This is a genomic window from Xanthomonas dyei (assembly GCF_002939865.1).
GTDB classification, from domain to species: domain Bacteria; phylum Pseudomonadota; class Gammaproteobacteria; order Xanthomonadales; family Xanthomonadaceae; genus Xanthomonas; species Xanthomonas dyei.
The window spans coordinates 1-15839 of sequence record NZ_MDEE01000038.1 but is presented as its reverse complement, the minus strand read 5'-3'; the positions used below and the strand labels follow the sequence as shown (position 1 = coordinate 15839).

Below are 15839 nucleotides of genomic sequence, written 5' to 3'. Positions count from 1 at the left end.
CTCTGACGACTTACTCGCTGGGTTCGCTTGGCCGCTCCTAGCGGTTGGTTTGGCCATGTGCCGCTCCGTCGTGAGCATGTGGCTTGGGTGTTGGCAGCGCGGATGTCTGGCCAGCGCTGCGCCGACCGTTCTTGGAACGTGTCGGCGCCTTTTCCCTGAGTTCGGGCAGCTGCGAGCCATACGGGAAGCTGCAGTCCGATGACTCGCCCGCCGATGCAGTAAAGTTCTGCGTCGACCGATGCCAGCGAGTTATCAAGACGCACGCGATGCAACGGCAGCAATCAGTCGAGGCGCTTCGAGACCTAGATGAGTTCTCAAACGACGGCGATCAGTCAAGCAAAGCCTCGCGATAACCAGCCGCATGCGCGGCTGATCAAGCGGCTCGCTCAGGGCGTGTCGTTGAACGACAGCACCATGCCCGGCTTCAACACGGCCTGCTTATCCAGGCCGTTGCTTGCGAGCAGGGTGGCGACCGTGATGCCGTAGCGCCGTGCAATGGCCCATGCAGACTCGCCAGTGCGCACGGTGTGGGTGCGGGCGGGCGAGGAGCGCGATGGCTGGGCCGTCGTAGTGCTGGCGACCGCTGTTGCGGCTCCAGCTGTGTCGACGTCCATACCTGCAGAGGTGGATGCCACCACTTCGCCGCTGGAGCCGGGCTTCGCTGCCGCGGCAGGGGCCAGCACGTGGACACCCTTGGGGGCCGCACGGGCGCTTGCCACTGCAGGGTTGAGGCGGGCCAACAGTTGCGGCTCGATCGCACGCTGCCCGGCCCAGGTATTAAGGCTGGTACCAGCCGGAAGTGCATGTTCGGTCAATACCGGGACTGGGCGATCCAGCGATGTCATCAGCGCGCCCTGTTGCTGCGCATGATCGAGCACGCAGGCCAGCGCATGCAGTTTTTCGACATAGTCGTAAGTGACCTTGGACATGCCCGGCAGCTCCGACGGACGCGCGTTCTGCGCGTTCATGCCGGCACTGCGCATGGCCTGCAGGACGCGGTATTCGCCAGCGTTGTAGGCCATCAGCGCCAGGCGCCAATCGCCGCCGAACATGCCATACAGCGTCTTGAGATATCGCACCGCTGCAGTGGTGGAATCCACGGCCGATAGGCGGCCGTCGTACTGCGCCCCGACCGGCACGTGGTGATTGCGCGCGGTGGTGGCAATGAACTGCCAAAGTCCTGCCGGGCCGCTGCCGTTGCGCGCGCCAGGGCGGTAGCCGCTCTCGACAAACGGAATCAGCGCAAATTCGGTCGGCATGTCGGCGGCACGCAGTTCGTCGACCACATACCCGAACAGCGGCAGGACATCCTGCGCGTCGTCGGCCAGGCGGGCCGGAGCGCGTGAGAAGTGCTGTTCCCAGCGGGTATCGCTGTGTTCGCTGTCGCAGCCCGGGTCGGCGCGGCCTTCCAGGAACGACGAAAAGATCTCACGCCCGTTGCGCATGCTGGGAGCGTTGGACGCGACAGCGGTGCTGTCGACGGATGTGGGGCGGCTCGCGTCATTGGACGGGGCCGCTGCCGGTGCAGCCGCTGCCGGTGCAATGGCCGCAACGGCGACCAGTACTGCCAGAACCAGGCGCCTCATGCGCGAAATTCGTCTTTCCAGCGCCGAAGTTCGGCGAAAACGTCTACTTCGGAGGAAAGTACGCCGGCGGCACGTGGTGCCACCGCAGCGCGGATTTCAGGACGGCTGGTACGTAAGAACGGATTGGTGGCCAGTTCACTCTTGAGCGAAATCGGCAGGGTAGGACGGGCTGCTTGACGCATGGCCTGGGCTTCCTGTTGACGGCGCTGCAAGGCAGCGTTGGTGGGATCGACGTGCAGCGCAAAGGCCGCGTTGGCCAGGGTGTATTCGTGGCCGCAACACACAAGCGTTTCGCCGGGCAGAGAGGCCAGGCGCTGCAACGAGTCGAACATCTGAGGAGCGGTACCTTCGAACATCCGCCCACAGCCTAGGCTGAACAGGGTATCACCACTGAACAGATGGCGGTCTGTCACAAAGGCGATATGGCTGCGGGTGTGGCCGGGCACCTCCAGCACATCGAATCTGGTGTCCAGCAACCGCAACCGCTCGCCCTGGCCGACGCGGCGGGCGTCTGCGGGGATGCGCTCGTCGTCCGGGCCGAACAGTTCGAGCTCGGGCCAACGCTGCTGCAGCGCTGCCACGCCGCCGATGTGGTCGGCATGATGATGGGTGAGCAGCACCGCGCTGGGCGTCCAGCCTTCGCGCGCGGCGGCGGCGATCACCGGCTCGGCCTGGCCCGGGTCGACAATGACGGCACGGCCCTCTGCGGCGACCAGCGCCCAGATGTAGTTATCGTCGAATGCGGGTAGGGCGGTCAGTCGCATAGAATTGGGACCATGCCTGCCGCCCCATTCTCCCGTCAAGCTGGCGTCTCATCCTGGTTTGATACGGATGCGGGGCGCAGCCTGCTCCAGTCCGAGCGCCGCCTGGCGTTGGAGGCACTGCAGACGAGGCCATCCCAGCCCTGGTTGTGGGTGGCGCCGACCAAGGAGTTGCCGCAACGCGAGTTGCTCGATGGCCGCGGGTTGCGCCTGTTTCGTAGCGCCGGACGCTTTGCCGGCGATGCCCGGTGCGCGATGCCGTTTCCGTTGCCCACCGAAAGCCTGCAGGCCATCGTGGTGCAGCATGCGGTGGTTGGCGGTGCGGCGGAGTTTCTGGCCGAATGCGAGCGGCTGTTGATGCCGGGAGGCCGGCTGTGGCTGTTCACGCTCAATCCGCTGAGCCCATATCGGTTTCATTGGGCGCGGCGCGGCCCGGTGGCATTGCGCCCGGATCGCTGGCGATCGCTCGCGCAGAACGCCGGCTTGCAGTGCGTGGAAACCGAGCGCTTCCTCGGCCCGATCTGGCGGACCGGGCGCGGTTCCTCCGATCCTGGCCGTGCGCCATGGCGGGCGGTGTATTTGCTCGAAGTGGAAAAACGCGCCTCCGCACCGATTGCGCCGACACCGATCGCGCGGCCAACGCGCTGGCCGCAACCGGTGGCCACGATCTGACCTTAGTACGCGACAACTGTGGAAGCTGATGAAATCAATTGAAGTGCATACCGACGGCTCCTGCCTCGGCAATCCGGGGCCAGGCGGTTGGGCGGCCCTGCTGCGTTACAACGGCCGCGAAAAGGAATTGGCCGGCGGTGAAACGCTGTCCACCAACAACCGCATGGAATTGATGGCCGCGATCATGGCGCTGGAAACGCTCACCGAGCCGTGCCAGATCGTGCTGCATACCGATTCGCAGTACGTGCGCCAGGGCATCACCGAGTGGATGTCCGGCTGGGTGCGACGCGGCTGGAAAACCGCTGGCGGCGATCCGGTCAAGAATCGCGAACTGTGGGAGCGGCTGCACGCGGCCACCCAGCGGCACACCATCGATTGGCGCTGGGTGAAAGGCCACAATGGCGACCCGGACAACGAGCGCGTGGACGTGCTTGCCCGCAATCAGGCCACCATCGCCCAGCGCGGCGGCGCTGCAACTGCGTAAGAGGATTCATGCGTCAGATCATTCTCGATACAGAAACCACCGGCCTGGAATGGCGCAAAGGCAACCGCGTCGTCGAAATCGGTGCGGTGGAGCTGCTGGAACGGCGCCCGAGCGGTCACAATTTTCATCGCTATCTGAAGCCGGATTGCGATTTCGAGCCGGGGGCGCAGGAAGTTACCGGGCTGACCCTGGAATTTCTGGCCGACAAGCCGTTATTCGGCGATGTGGTGGAGGAGTTCCTCGCCTATATCGACGGCGCGGAATTGATCATCCACAACGCTGCGTTCGATCTCGGCTTTCTGGATAACGAACTGTCGCTGCTGGGCAATGGCTACGGCCGCATCATCGACCGCGCCACCGTGGTCGATACCTTGATGATGGCGCGCGAGCGTTACCCGGGGCAGCGCAATTCGCTCGATGCCCTGTGCAAACGCTTGGGCGTGGACAACGCGCATCGCCAGTTGCATGGCGCCTTGCTCGATGCGCAGATTCTGGCCGATGTGTATATCGCGCTGACGTCCGGTCAAGAGGAGATCGGCTTTGCGAGTGCCGATGCCGGCCGGAACAACAATGAGGGCAGCGGCATGATCGCGTTCGACCCCGCATTGCTGCTGCCGCGCCCACGCGTGGTGGTGACTGCGTCGGAATCGCAGGCGCACGAAGCGCGGTTGGCGCAGTTGCGCAAGAAGGCCGGCCGCGCGCTGTGGGATGCGCCGGTTGAAGAGAGCGCTGTCGCCAGTTGAGGCGGCGCTGCTGTCCATTGCTTGCGGCACACGCCACCGACTGCGTGTACCGCGCATGGTCAGGGCGTCAGGAGGTCTGCAGCGTATGCGAAGGCCGACGTCCGACATCGACGCTGCGCAGCCTTGCTCAGTAGCTACGCACCAGGATCGCGGTGATGTTGTCCGAGCCGCCGCCGTCCAGTGCCGCGGCGACCAGGCATTCCACGCACTCCTGTGCGCTGCAATCGGCTTGCGACAGGGTTGCCGCAATCGCCGTGTCGTCCACTTCTTCGGTCAGCCCGTCGCTGCACAGCAACAGCTGCATGCCGGATTTGAGCTCGCCCTGCATGGTGGCAACGTTGAGATGTACCGGGTCGGTGACGCCCAGTGCCTGGGTGACCACATTGCGGTGCGGATGCGCGCGCGCCTGCTCGCTGGTGAGCGTGCCTTGGGCGATGAGTTCCTGCACGTAACTATGGTCCTGGCTGAGTTGCGCCAGCCGCCCGTCGCGCCATAGGTAGGCGCGGCTGTCGCCGACCCAGGCCACCTCGAAACGATGGCCCAGGACGCGTGCGGCGACCACGGTGGTGCCCATCGGCAAGGTGTCGTTGCAGCGGCGCGAGGTCTTGATGATCTCTTCGTCGGCGATGCGCACTGCTTGCGCGAGCGGGGTGCCGGCGCGGACTTCGCGCACGATGGTTTCGCGTGCCAGTGCGCTGGCTACCTCGCCACAGGCGTGCCCACCCATGCCGTCGGCCACCAGCCACAGCCCCAGTTCGCTGTCGCCGTAATAGGTGTCCTCGTTCAGGTCACGGCGTAGGCCGACGTGGGTGAGGTGTCCGAATTCGAGCATGGGGCCGGGTCGCCAGGGAGAAGATGCGTGCCCATCATCGCGGCCCGGCCGGCCGGCAGCAACACGGCGCTCGCGCCAGTGGTAGTGCCGGTTCACGCCGGGCCGGCGGCTGCTCTGCCCGGCGATGGCCCGGGCCGCTTGTGGCCTGGAGCGTGTGCCCGTATGATGCACGGCCCCAGGACACTGGGGACCATCTGGAGAGGTGGCAGAGCGGTTGAATGTACCTGACTCGAAATCAGGCAGGCGTTTATAGCGCCTCGGGGGTTCGAATCCCCCCCTCTCCGCCAGATTGAGGCGACAAGTTGTGCCAGTGCCGCGTGAGTTTTGCCGGCGTCATTGGTGGGGTGAGAAGCCCCGGGTTCGACAGACAGCATCGCTGTCTGCACGGCGAAGCCGCCCGCAGGGCGAAGGCACGTAGTGCCGAGTGAATCCCCACGACTCCCCGCCAGATTCGCATCAGCCCCCGCAAGGGGGCTTTTGTTTATGTGTTGCAGTCGGTTGGCGTTGCGATGACTACAATCCGTTCGATCCCCGTTGGAGGCTTGTTATGTCCGAGATCCTGGTGCCCGTGTCCTTTGGTGAGCTGCTCGACAAGATCGCGATCCTGCAGATCAAGTCCGAGCGCATCCGCGATGCGGCCAAGTTAGCCAATGTGCGTAATGAGTTGTCAGCGCTGGAAACCAGCTGGATGGCGCATCCGGCTGCCGGCCACGACATCGTGCGGCTGCGCGCCGAGCTCAAGGCCGTCAACGAGCGGCTATGGGTGATCGAAGACGACATCCGGCTCAAGGAGCAGGCGCAAACCTTCGACGACGCGTTTGTGCAGCTGGCGCGCAGCGTCTATATCGAAAACGACGAGCGCGCGCGGATCAAGAAGGACATCAATCTGGCGTTGGGGTCTTCGTACGTGGAAGAGAAGTCCTACCAGGACTATCGCGCAACTGGCGCCTGAGCGGAGTGATGGGCCGAGTGCGCCGGTACCAGTCGGCACACTGATGCGAGGGTCGTCTTTCATCGCGATAGATGGCTTGTGCGATGGGGGTGACACCGTGAGGCCTGGATGCCCAAGTGACTCAAGTGCTGGCGCGGGCAACAAACGGCGAGGCGCGTCATTCGTCGGACCAATCTGACGAGCAGTTGGGCCGCATCGTTCGGCGGAATTTAACCGGGGTGATCCGCCCGATAGCGCTCGAACGCAGCAATCGCGTCGTCGACGGTAATCAGCGACATCACATCGTCGAACTCGATCTTGGTGCCCCAGCTGAGCTGATCGGCCGGCTTGTGCAGAAACTTGCGTGCCGCCGCGTCGTAACGGTCCACGCAATAGCGTACATCCGAATACGGGCCGCTGCGTCGTGGATTGCTGGCCGCGTGCAATCCCAGCACCTTGCTGCCCATCGCATTGGCGATATGCATCGGGCCCGAATCCGGTGTGACCACCAGGTTGGCGCGGGCGAGCAGCGCAGGCAGCTGCTTGAGGGTGTCCTTGCCGACCAGATCCAGCACCGGGGCGTGCGTATTCGCCACGATGGCATCGGCGGTGCTGCGTTCCAGTTCGCTGCGGCCGCCGCACAGCACCACCCGCCAGCCCTGGGCCGCCGCATGGTCGGCAAGCGCGGCGTGGCGGTCCGGGTACCAGTTGCGCCGCACGTGACTGGAGCAAGGGGAAATCATCAGCACCGGGCGGCCATCGTCGTCCCATTGCGCGCGCGCCCAGGCGTGCGCAGCGTCGGGCACCGGCAGGTCCCAGCGCACCTGGGTCTGGCGCAGGCCCAGCGGCTCGGCGAAGCTGCCGATGGCGTCGAGCACGTGGATGCCGGGGCGGTCGGCGATGCGTTCGTTGACGAACAGGCCGTGCAGATCCTTGGAGCGGCTGCGGTCGTAGCCGATGCGGCGGCGCGCCGGTACGAATGCCGACAGCACATTGGCGCGCAACGCCACCTGCATCTGCAACAGGGCCTCAAAGCGTCCCAGCGGTGCCATTGCCTGGCGCAGCGCACGCATGCCGGACACGCCGCTGCGTTTGTCGTAGGCATGGAAGTGCACGCCGGGCAGGCCGTCGAGCAGCTTCAGGCCGGCCTTGTCGATGATCCAGTGCAGCTGCGTCTGCGGGAAACCCGCCTGTAGCGTGCGCACCAGCGGCACCACATGGGTCACGTCGCCCAGGGCGGACAAGCGCAGCAAACACAGCGATGCAGGCGTTACAGCCATGGTGTTGTTAGACTCGATAGATGGTTTCTTTCGACGCCACCGAAGCGCTGACGCCGTACCGCGAGGGCTGCGGCTATGGCGCCATTCTGTTCGACCGCGAACGGCTGCGGCAAGCCGACGCCGGGCTGTTTTCGCCGCAACACTGGGGCGACAGGGCGCGGCCGGTCGACGAAGGTGGGCGCGGCGGCGCCTGGTTTGTGGATGCGCCGTTCGGCCGCAGTGTGTTGCGGCAGTATCTGCGCGGCGGCATGGCCGCGCGCGTCAGCCGCGACCGGTATCTGTGGAAAGGCGCGGGGCGCACACGCAGTTTTGCCGAGTTCCGGCTGATGCGCGAACTGATCACACGCAAGCTGCCGGTGCCACGCCCCCTGGCGGCCTGCTATCTGCGCGAAGGCCTGGGCTATCGCGCGGCGCTGTTGATGGAGCGGCTGGAAGACGTGCGCTCGCTGGCCGATCACGCGCAGGTGGCCGGGCGTGGCGCGCCGTGGGAAGCGACCGGGCAACTGATTGCGCGTTTCCATCGCGCCGGCCTGGATCATGCTGATCTCAATGCGCACAACATCCTGTTCGATGCCGGCGGGCATGGTTGGCTGATCGATTTCGACCGTGGCGTGCTGCGCATTCCGGCCACGCGCTGGCGCGAGCGCAATCTCAAGCGGCTGCATCGGTCGCTGTTGAAGCTGCGCGGCAATCGCAGCCGCGAAGATGTCGACAAGGATTACGAGCGGCTGCATCGCGCCTACGAGCTGGCCTGGGGCCGGGGCTACTGATGCAGTGGGCATTGCGCGTGCAGGGGGTCGGCAATGCGTCGGCAGTGGCGCTTGGTTCGCCGATGGCCACGCTTGAGTGTGCTGGCGCGCCGTGGCTGACCATCGACTGCGGCAGCGAGGGGCTGACCGCCTATCAAGCTCACTACGGCCATCTGCCGCAGGCCATCTTCATCACCCATGTGCATCTGGACCATGTTGGCGGGCTGGAGCGAGTCTTCGTCGACAGCTACTTCTCCGAGCGACGCGGGCGCACGCGCCTGTACGTACCGGCGCCGGTAGTGCCGCTGCTGCAGCGGCGCATCGCCGACTACCCGAACGTGCTGGCCGAGGGCGGGGCGAACTTCTGGGATGCGTTTCAGCTGGTGCCGGTCGGCGATGCCTTCTGGCACGACGGAGTACGGCTGGAGGTGTTCCCGGTGCGCCACCATTGGCCGGAGACGGCCTACGGGCTGCGCCTGAAAGGGGCGCTGGTGTGGACCGGCGATACCCGGCCGATTCCGGAAATGCTGAAGCGTTATGCGGACGACAACGAGCTCATCGCGCATGACTGCGGTGTTCACGGCAACCCGTCGCATACTGGCGTGGATGATCTGGAGCGGGAATACCCGCAGGACCTGTTGAGCCGCATGCTGCTGTACCACTACGCCAGCGACGCCGACGGTGACGTGCTGCGTGCACGCGGCCATCGCGTGGCCGTGCCCGGGCAACACCTGACGCTGGCGGACCCGACCGCCGACACGGTGCGCTGATGGGCGCCTTGTCGCTGCCGACCCTGGCCGGTGCCCCGATGCAGGACCGCTACGGTCGCCCGCTGCGCGATCTGCGCCTGTCGGTGATCGAAGCCTGCAATTTCCGCTGCGGTTATTGCATGCCGGCCGACCGCGTGCCCGACGATTACGGCTTCGATGCGCAACAGCGCTTGAGCTTCGATCAGCTGGAAACGCTGGTGCGGGCGTTCGTGTCGGTGGGTGTCACCAAGGTGCGCCTGACCGGTGGCGAGCCGTTGCTGCGTCGCGATTTGCCGACCTTGATTGCGCGACTCACCGCCATCGAGGGGATTGAGGATCTGGCGCTGACCACCAATGGCGCCTTGCTCGCGCGCCAGGCCAGCGCTCTGCGTCAGGCTGGGTTGCGGCGCATCACGGTGAGCATGGATGCGCTGGAGCCGGCGCTATTCAAGCGCATGAGCGGCGACCGCGGCGACATCGCGCAGGTGCTGGCCGGCATTGCCGCAGCCGAACAGGCCGGCTTCACGCGGTTGAAGATCAACTGTGTGGTGCAGCGTGGCGTCAACGAAGATCAGGTGCTGCCGCTGGTGGAGCACTTCCGCGGCACCGGGCATGTGTTGCGCTTCATCGAATTCATGGACGTGGGCAGTTGCAACGGCTGGACGCCGGAAGCGGTGGTGAGCTCTGCGCAGTTGCACGCGCGCATTCACGCACGCTGGCCGCTAATGGCACTGGACGCCAATTACACCGGCGAAGTCGCGCAACGCCACGCGTTTGTCGACGGCGCGGGCGAGGTGGGATTTGTCAGTTCGGTCAGCGTGCCGTTTTGCGGCGACTGCCAGCGCGCGCGCGTGTCGGCCGATGGTCACTTGTACACCTGCCTGTTCGCCAGCCAGGGCCACGATCTCAAGCCGGCCTTGGCCGACGGCGAGCAAGGCCTGGCGGCGCATTTGCGTCAACGCTGGAGCATGCGTGGCGACCGCTACAGTGAAGTGCGTGCATCATCGGAACCGCGTCGCGGCAAGCCGGTCGAGATGTTTTTGATCGGCGGATGAGTGAGCGCACGCTTGTGCGGCAGGTGCGTGCTGGAGCCGCGCTTGCTCGATCCACAGGTGCGGGACTACACGCAGGCGCAGGAAGCACGACTCGATCCGGAACTCCTTGAATTCGCCGTCCCCCGGCGCCGCCGCGACACGCGGAGCGAGATTGACGCTGCGCTGCGTGCCAATGCCGCTGCTGTCGATAACCACGCAGATGCCTTCGCGGGACTACTGCTGGTGCCGGATCTCGCGTAGCGTTGCTAGCGCATGCGCGATCGCCGCGATGGTGTCGAACGGCATGCCTTGCGCACTTCGTTATGGCGTAAACACGCCCGCAGTTGGCGGATGCTGTTCCATCAAGGCACCCCATTCACCGACAATGCCGCATCCTGAGCGTCTATACACCGTGTCGTTTCCCATGCCTGCCAAGTCCCGTTCCACGCGCCTGACCCACCTGGATGATGCCGGGCTCCCCACCATGGTGGATGTCTCGGACAAGGCGGTCACCGCACGCCGCGCCACGGCGACCAGCCGGGTGCGGTTTCCGGCGTCCGTCGCCGCGCAGTTGCGCGCCAACGGCCTGCGCAGCGCCAAGGGCGGCATCGTCGAGACGGCGGTGATCGCCGGCACCATGGCCGTCAAACGCACGCATGAGCTGATTCCGTTCTGCCACCCATTGCCGATCGATGCCTGTCGTTTCGAGATCGACTGGGCAGGCGAGCAGTTGCTGGAGATTCACTGCACCGTGCGCTGCGTGCATCGCACCGGTGTGGAGATGGAAGCGCTCACCGGCGCCAGCGTGGCGGCGCTGACGGTCTACGACATGTGCAAGGCGTTATCGCACGGCATGACGATCGGGCCGACCAAATTGGTGTCCAAGCGTGGCGGCAAGCGCGATATCGGAGTGGCGCAATGACTGCAACGGTGACGGTGTTGTATTTCGCCAGCCTGCGCGAAGCGGCCGGGATCGCCGATGAGCGTGTGCAATCCGGTGCGCCGGATCTGCGTGGCCTGTATGCCGAACTCGATGCGCGGCACGGCCTGCGCTGGACGCCTGCGCAGTTGCGCGTTGCCGTCGACGGCGCCTTCGCGCGCTGGGACGATGCGCTGCGCGATGGCAGCGAAGTGGTGTTCATTCCGCCAGTGTCGGGAGGTTGACCGTGAGCGATGACATCGTGTCCATCTTTGCGCTTTCCGATCTGCCATTGCCGGTGGAGCAGTTGCGTTCCGGCGCCGCGCATCCGCATGCCGGTGCGTTTGCCAGTTTCGAAGGCTGGGTGCGCAATCACAACGAAGGCCGTGGCGTTGCGGGGTTGCGCTACGAAGCCTACGCCGCGCTGGCGCAGGCCGAAGGTCAGCGTGTGCTCGATGAAGCGACGCGCCGGTTCGCCATCGTGCATGCGCACTGCGTGCATCGGGTCGGCGAGCTACAGATCGGCGACATGGCGGTCTGGGTGGGCGTCAGTGCGGCGCATCGCGGCGCCGCGTTCGACGCGTGCCGCTACATCATCGACGAGGTCAAGGCGCGCGTGCCGATCTGGAAGGACGAGCATTACCTGGAAGGCGACGCGGGCTGGTTGCATCCTGAATCGCCGTGACGTCCCGGTCGCAATGACGTGTGCAAGAGCGTACCCAAGATGATCTTGGACATGGCATAGGCCGCATCCGTCATGGATGCGGCTGAGTGCGGGCAACGGCATGCGCCTGTGGCATCGACCAGGTCGATCCAGCGCGTGCACAGACAAGTAGGGTGGTGTCCCCGCCGGTTGACCTCGGCGCCCGCATCAATCGATACCGTTGCTGCCTTCCGGCCCTGGCGGGATTTTCGATCTAGCGTCGCGAGGGACCGACGGGGCCACCATAAGACGTGGGCCACTGGCATGGCCCTGCGATTTGCGACAGTGGTGTCATTGCGCAAATCATGAAACTGGCGGAGAGAGGGGGAGACGGATGAATCCGCTCTAACCCCTTGATCTCAAACCGGGACACGAACCGGACGCTTGTCCTTGTTGGTGTCCGGACATTGTAGCTGTTGGGCCCACCCGTCCGCTAGGGGGCACGAGTAGGAAATCTGAACAGCCGTCTCACTTGACTTGAAAGCTTTGGCGTTGCAACCAGATATGATGTCAGGCAGCTCAAAGTCCTCGAAATGATGCCGATAAGCTATGAGGCTCCCCTCGAAGTAGGACATTGCCAAAGTCGCCAAATCTGTTTAGATAGTTTGAGAATAAAAAATTAATTAAATGCCATCAGTTAGCCAACCAATGCAATCTGCCATTTTGGCGGTCTTACAAACCGCTAAGAATTTAGGTATGCGTGGGCTAACGAAAACGGCGTTGATGAAGTATGTCTATCTTCTGGATTGCTTTTATGCCCAGGAGCACAACGGGGCAATTCAGAGCGGGTCGGGTTGGTATTTGCATCATTACGGCCCATTTGCTGTTAATTTGACGGCAGCCATAGATGAGTCCAGCAATCGTGGACTTATTCAATCTCGCTCGGGTGAGTATGGTAACAAAGACTTTTCGACCTACTGGCTGGGGGAATACCCAGCGGGTCCTGAATTTACAGCACTTGGTTTATCGCCAAGTCTCTCATCGCGTTTGACTGGGCTGATCAGAAAATTTCACGGCGAACTGCCTCGTCTTCTAGATCATGTGTATTTTGAAACAGCACCCATGAAAGGTGCCGAGCCAGGAAAATTACTGGATTTCAGCTCTCTGCCGAACACGAATATCCAACAGCAATTGCAGCACACCCATATTAAAGATCAATCGAAGATCATGAGATTGCTTCAACTTTCAGAAGCCATCAAGAATAAGCACGAGACCCGAAAAATATCTGCCCGTGCGTTGGATGCTCATAAGCCAATTTACGACGAGCACTATTACAAGGCAATGGCTGATGCCGACTTCGAGGACGAAGACGGTATCGCTGATATAGCGTTTACAGCAAGAATTTGAGATAGACCAATGACATTTGGGAATGGCACGGACGTCAATGATGTAATTGGTGTTTACGACAAAGATCGTGCGCCATTGGTCGATGGGGTGGCCGAGGTAGGGCAGGTTGTTCTTACTGTGACCCCAGATTTCGGTCATCCATTGAAGATTTTTGACGCTCAACGTTCCGATCAAGTGAGCCATAGCTCCATTTCTGGCGTGATCAGAGACGTTGATGCGAGCAAGGACTTTTTAAGGAGTGACCGGCTGTCTATCCTGAAATTAGGCTTGGGCAGTTTTGAGGAAATTCTGGCCATTAAAGCAAAAGCAAGGCGATGCCTTGTGTTGGCTAGAACCGATGGCATCCCTGATCAACATCTGCCTCCGGCTGATCGAGGCATCGCCCGCCCAGCTTTTCAGCGTCCTTGTTATTTTGTTGCCCCTGCATACTCTGTTGCTTCCCCGGGGCATGCCCGGGCAATAACCCAGACTATCGCAGCAAGGGCTGAGTGCATGGTCTATCCAAATTTAATTTTTCTGCCCAGAAGTGGTGGAATTATTAGGGAGGATAGCGTGGTAAGATTAGATCGAGCTTTTTGGACAACACTCTCACCGCCAACTGAATTCTACAAGCTGTTCCTTTCCGGGCAGAGACTCGGCATGGTTCAATCTCAAATCCAAGTCCTTCAAGGACTCGAGCCGGATCCTGAGTATATTGAGATGGTAGAACTCCTTCGCGGCGAGCTTGCGCCAGAACATGCCACACACTTACCTTAATCAACATCGAAGGTTCCAATGAGCAAGCCTACCCTCGACTCAATTGCATCCGCAAAAGCCAAGCTGGCAGAAGAGCTGAAAAAGCTCGAACAACAAGAAGCCACTCTCCTCGAAGAAGAAGCTTCCAGTGCATTTTTGCAAGTGTCTGATCTGCTGAGCCGCTTTGGCCAGCACTTCACCGCCAAGCAAAAAGCCGACCTCGTGGCTCAGGTTGGTAGTTCTAGCCCCGGTCCAGGTCGACCGAAGAAGGTCGCTAGTAACAAGAAGGAAGTGGCTCCTAAATATTGGTTGCCCCATACGCAGGAAACTTGGTCTGGCCGTGGTAGGCCCCCCCGGGCTTTTACTGCCTACCAAGGATCGGCGGCTTATAAGGAATGGAAGGCCAAGCATCCTGATGAAAAGTTCCCTAAGTTTCCTGGATAAAAAGTAGCCCCGCAATGCGGGGCTTTTTTATTATGAGGGCGAGGATAAATAACCCTTTGCGTCTAGGAATTTTTCGGTGTTATCCACCAACATGCCTAATACCGCAAAAATTGAATTAGTCAGATTATCAAGTTCCCTAACGCTTATGTCTCGACAGCACTCTTTGAACATTAGTTCGCCATGTGCTAATGAGTTGCGCTTATCTTTGACAAGCTTTAGCCTTGTTAATTCCGGCCCGTGTAGCTTTCCGATTCCATACTTTTCTAAAATCTGATTGAGTTTGCGCGCATCAAGGTTTCCAGAAAAAACTTTAATTCTTTTTGAAAATTCTTGGAGATCGGGCATTCGAAGAGAACCATTGACGGTTTTCTCAAGATGAGATGAGTGGGCGGAGTTGGCGTGACTAGATAAGTAGTAGTCTGACCAAATTGATCTAAACTTCACACTCAGAGCAGAATATGAAAATACGGAACTTCTCTCATGCACCTTTTCTAGCGATAAATAAGTGAGAGATTCGATGGCGTTGTAAAGAAGAATCATATGTGCAGACTTCATAATCGACGTCTTCACTACGCTCGAATGCGTTGAGGTAATAGCGTTGATAGCCGCGATCATTTCTGCTGCCTCTTCCTGCTTTTCCCTTAATGTGGACCTCAACTCACTCATGAGATGCGCAATAATTCGTCCCGGACGTAATTTATCCTTGTTAAAATGTTTCGAGGACTATGCGTTTGCCGCTCTCCATATACCGATGAAGAAAAGTTTCTATTATTTAGCCAGCGCTCGATGTCAACTTCTTTCTGGGGTAAGTCGGGGTTCTCTTTCAAAGCAAGGTGAACCCCAACTGAAATTGCCTCAAAAAGGGTCCTCGATACATATCTGCCAGGCCCCCGTGTAAAACCATGGGGGAAACAGTTTTTCACATAAAGCAACATGGACTCGTAGGCTAATAATTTCTCAGTTTCAATATTTTCTTCGAAGGATTGATTCGTCTCACCCATATAAGCATCTAGGGCATCCGAAACACCTCTGTGGTATCTGGAATAGTGAGGGTAGTGATCCGCAAAAGCAAAGAAGCGTAAAACAAGTTCCTCATGCTCTTGCCGTTTTTCTACTGACTTTGCTAATGGGCTAAGCGGCGGTAGATCCGGGTTTTTAGCGCATTTCTTGTAAATAAAGTCATTGAATGGACCGTGATAAATTCCCTTGCGTTTCTCCATGTTCCTAAGGAGGTCGCTCCCTCTATTGATTCGCTCAAAGAGGTCATTTCGAACCTCCTCATTAGCTGCATCGGATAAAACGATCATACGAATAGCAGTATTATTAATTTTTCGCTTTCTCGATGCTGGTAGGTCATCAAACCTTAGCCCATTCATCTCTGTCAATTTATCGAGCCCCTCGATAGTCAAAGCTCCGGTGATAAATGCCGCAATAGTTCTTATCCGTTGTGAACCGTCAACAATTTCGAGGCGGCCATTCTTGTCCTCAGCCACAAAAATGATAGGAATGGGAAGACCAAGTGTGATGGACTCGATGAGTTTGGACTGCCTCTCTGTGTCCCAGACAAACTCTCGCTGATAGTCGGGGACAAAGATGTCGTTTTCGTTGATTTCAATCTTTGTGACGTATTTTTGCACAAGGAATTCAATTGTGAATTCTCTCGTGTCGAAATCGACAGTTTTCTTTTCTTCGGTAATTTGATTCTCTAGTTTCTCGATTCGCTCTTCCGCAATCACGATGCCTCTCCTTGGGTTTAGCCACGAGAAGCATACACTGAACTGTAATGACCCACTGAAACTCTGCTCAGGTGTTAGTTTTCAGAGGAGACATCGATGAGTGCAGTGATGGACGAAGAACAGATCAAGCGCTG

Annotated in this window: 20 protein-coding genes, 1 tRNA gene and 1 other RNA gene; 15 read left to right on the top strand and 7 right to left on the bottom strand. The window is 60.5% G+C overall.

Annotated features, from left to right (window positions below; all coding sequences use genetic code 11):
* Positions 1–386 precede the first annotated feature (386 nt).
* Positions 387–1586 (bottom strand): lytic transglycosylase domain-containing protein, encoded by a 1200-nt coding sequence (locus tag XdyCFBP7245_RS19045; protein WP_104617025.1) that lies wholly within the window; start codon positions 1584–1586, stop codon positions 387–389.
* A complete protein-coding gene (gene gloB, locus XdyCFBP7245_RS19040; RefSeq protein ID WP_104617024.1) occupies positions 1583–2350 on the bottom strand; it encodes a hydroxyacylglutathione hydrolase in 768 nt (255 codons plus the stop codon). The genes XdyCFBP7245_RS19045 and gloB overlap by 4 nt, the downstream gene beginning before the upstream one ends.
* Before the next feature lie 12 nt (positions 2351–2362).
* Here gloB and XdyCFBP7245_RS19035 point away from each other — a divergent pair, with 12 nt between their 5' ends.
* Genes XdyCFBP7245_RS19035 through dnaQ form a run of 3 tightly spaced genes read left to right on the top strand, consistent with a single transcriptional unit; the run spans position 2363 to position 4246 of the window.
* Positions 2363–3019 carry a hypothetical protein gene (locus XdyCFBP7245_RS19035; protein WP_104617023.1) on the top strand — a complete coding sequence of 219 codons (657 nt, stop codon included), beginning with the start codon at positions 2363–2365 and terminating at the stop codon, positions 3017–3019.
* A 28-nt stretch (positions 3020–3047) separates the two neighbouring features.
* Entirely contained in the window at positions 3048–3503 is a 456-nt protein-coding gene (rnhA, locus tag XdyCFBP7245_RS19030) for a ribonuclease HI (protein WP_104617022.1), read from the top strand.
* An 8-nt stretch (positions 3504–3511) separates the two neighbouring features.
* The gene (gene dnaQ / locus XdyCFBP7245_RS19025; RefSeq protein ID WP_104617021.1) at positions 3512–4246 is read left to right on the top strand and encodes a DNA polymerase III subunit epsilon; all 735 of its coding nucleotides are present in this window, start codon (positions 3512–3514) and stop codon (positions 4244–4246) included.
* A gap of 127 nt (positions 4247–4373) precedes the next feature.
* On the opposite strand, the gene XdyCFBP7245_RS19020 is transcribed toward dnaQ, so the two are convergent.
* A complete protein-coding gene (locus tag XdyCFBP7245_RS19020) occupies positions 4374–5078 on the bottom strand; it encodes a PP2C family protein-serine/threonine phosphatase (protein ID WP_104617020.1) in 705 nt (234 codons plus the stop codon).
* 196 nt (positions 5079–5274) lie between these two features.
* Here XdyCFBP7245_RS19020 and XdyCFBP7245_RS19015 point away from each other — a divergent pair.
* Positions 5275–5365 (top strand) — tRNA-Ser (locus tag XdyCFBP7245_RS19015).
* A 260-nt stretch (positions 5366–5625) separates the two neighbouring features.
* Positions 5626–6030: a DUF6165 family protein gene (locus tag XdyCFBP7245_RS19010; protein WP_104617019.1), complete on the top strand. Its 405-nt coding sequence runs from the start codon at positions 5626–5628 to the stop codon at positions 6028–6030.
* Between the two features lie 209 nt (positions 6031–6239).
* On the opposite strand, the gene XdyCFBP7245_RS19005 is transcribed toward XdyCFBP7245_RS19010, so the two are convergent.
* Positions 6240–7289 carry a glycosyltransferase family 9 protein gene (locus XdyCFBP7245_RS19005; protein WP_104617018.1) on the bottom strand — a complete coding sequence of 350 codons (1050 nt, stop codon included), beginning with the start codon at positions 7287–7289 and terminating at the stop codon, positions 6240–6242.
* Positions 7290–7309: 20 nt separating this feature from the next.
* Here XdyCFBP7245_RS19005 and XdyCFBP7245_RS19000 point away from each other — a divergent pair, with 20 nt between their 5' ends.
* From XdyCFBP7245_RS19000 to XdyCFBP7245_RS18970, 7 genes are all read left to right on the top strand, one after another.
* Positions 7310–8059: a 3-deoxy-D-manno-octulosonic acid kinase gene (locus tag XdyCFBP7245_RS19000; protein WP_104617017.1), complete on the top strand. Its 750-nt coding sequence runs from the start codon at positions 7310–7312 to the stop codon at positions 8057–8059.
* Positions 8059–8808: an MBL fold metallo-hydrolase gene (locus XdyCFBP7245_RS18995; protein ID WP_104617016.1), complete on the top strand. Its 750-nt coding sequence runs from the start codon at positions 8059–8061 to the stop codon at positions 8806–8808. Before XdyCFBP7245_RS19000 ends, XdyCFBP7245_RS18995 begins: the two co-directional genes overlap by 1 nt.
* Positions 8808–9842, top strand: coding sequence for a GTP 3',8-cyclase MoaA (gene moaA, locus XdyCFBP7245_RS18990; RefSeq protein WP_104617015.1), 1035 nt, complete (start codon positions 8808–8810; stop codon positions 9840–9842). Before XdyCFBP7245_RS18995 ends, moaA begins: the two co-directional genes overlap by 1 nt.
* A 42-nt stretch (positions 9843–9884) precedes the next feature.
* Complete coding sequence (locus tag XdyCFBP7245_RS24575) at positions 9885–10082, top strand: hypothetical protein (protein WP_244907856.1); 198 nt, start codon at positions 9885–9887, stop codon at positions 10080–10082.
* A 163-nt stretch (positions 10083–10245) separates the two neighbouring features.
* On the top strand, positions 10246–10743 hold the full coding sequence (moaC, locus tag XdyCFBP7245_RS18980) for a cyclic pyranopterin monophosphate synthase MoaC (RefSeq protein WP_104617041.1): 498 nt from the start codon (positions 10246–10248) through the stop codon (positions 10741–10743).
* The gene (locus XdyCFBP7245_RS18975; protein ID WP_046963186.1) at positions 10740–10985 is read left to right on the top strand and encodes a MoaD/ThiS family protein; all 246 of its coding nucleotides are present in this window, start codon (positions 10740–10742) and stop codon (positions 10983–10985) included. The genes moaC and XdyCFBP7245_RS18975 overlap by 4 nt, the downstream gene beginning before the upstream one ends.
* Positions 10982–11425 carry a molybdenum cofactor biosynthesis protein MoaE gene (locus tag XdyCFBP7245_RS18970; protein WP_104617014.1) on the top strand — a complete coding sequence of 148 codons (444 nt, stop codon included), beginning with the start codon at positions 10982–10984 and terminating at the stop codon, positions 11423–11425. The genes XdyCFBP7245_RS18975 and XdyCFBP7245_RS18970 overlap by 4 nt, the downstream gene beginning before the upstream one ends.
* Positions 11426–11583: 158 nt before the next feature.
* On the opposite strand, the gene ffs is transcribed toward XdyCFBP7245_RS18970, so the two are convergent.
* An RNA gene (gene ffs, locus XdyCFBP7245_RS18965) (signal recognition particle sRNA small type) lies at positions 11584–11680 on the bottom strand.
* 486 nt (positions 11681–12166) lie between these two features.
* On the opposite strand from ffs, the gene XdyCFBP7245_RS23910 reads away from it, so the two are divergent.
* From XdyCFBP7245_RS23910 to XdyCFBP7245_RS18955, 3 genes are read left to right on the top strand one after another with little or no spacing between them, the layout of a single operon-like run.
* Entirely contained in the window at positions 12167–12790 is a 624-nt protein-coding gene (locus XdyCFBP7245_RS23910) for a hypothetical protein (RefSeq protein ID WP_146091704.1), read from the top strand.
* Positions 12791–12799: 9 nt separating this feature from the next.
* Complete coding sequence (locus XdyCFBP7245_RS23905; protein ID WP_146091703.1) at positions 12800–13546, top strand: hypothetical protein; 747 nt, start codon at positions 12800–12802, stop codon at positions 13544–13546.
* An 18-nt stretch (positions 13547–13564) separates the two neighbouring features.
* Complete coding sequence (locus XdyCFBP7245_RS18955) at positions 13565–13969, top strand: H-NS histone family protein (RefSeq protein WP_104617012.1); 405 nt, start codon at positions 13565–13567, stop codon at positions 13967–13969.
* Positions 13970–13999: 30 nt separating this feature from the next.
* On the opposite strand, the gene XdyCFBP7245_RS23900 is transcribed toward XdyCFBP7245_RS18955, so the two are convergent.
* On the bottom strand, positions 14000–14635 hold the full coding sequence (locus XdyCFBP7245_RS23900; protein ID WP_146091702.1) for an MAE_28990/MAE_18760 family HEPN-like nuclease: 636 nt from the start codon (positions 14633–14635) through the stop codon (positions 14000–14002).
* Positions 14632–15705 (bottom strand): DUF262 domain-containing protein, encoded by a 1074-nt coding sequence (locus XdyCFBP7245_RS18950; RefSeq protein ID WP_211287744.1) that lies wholly within the window; start codon positions 15703–15705, stop codon positions 14632–14634. Before XdyCFBP7245_RS18950 ends, XdyCFBP7245_RS23900 begins: the two co-directional genes overlap by 4 nt.
* Between the last annotated feature and the right edge of the window lie 134 nt (positions 15706–15839).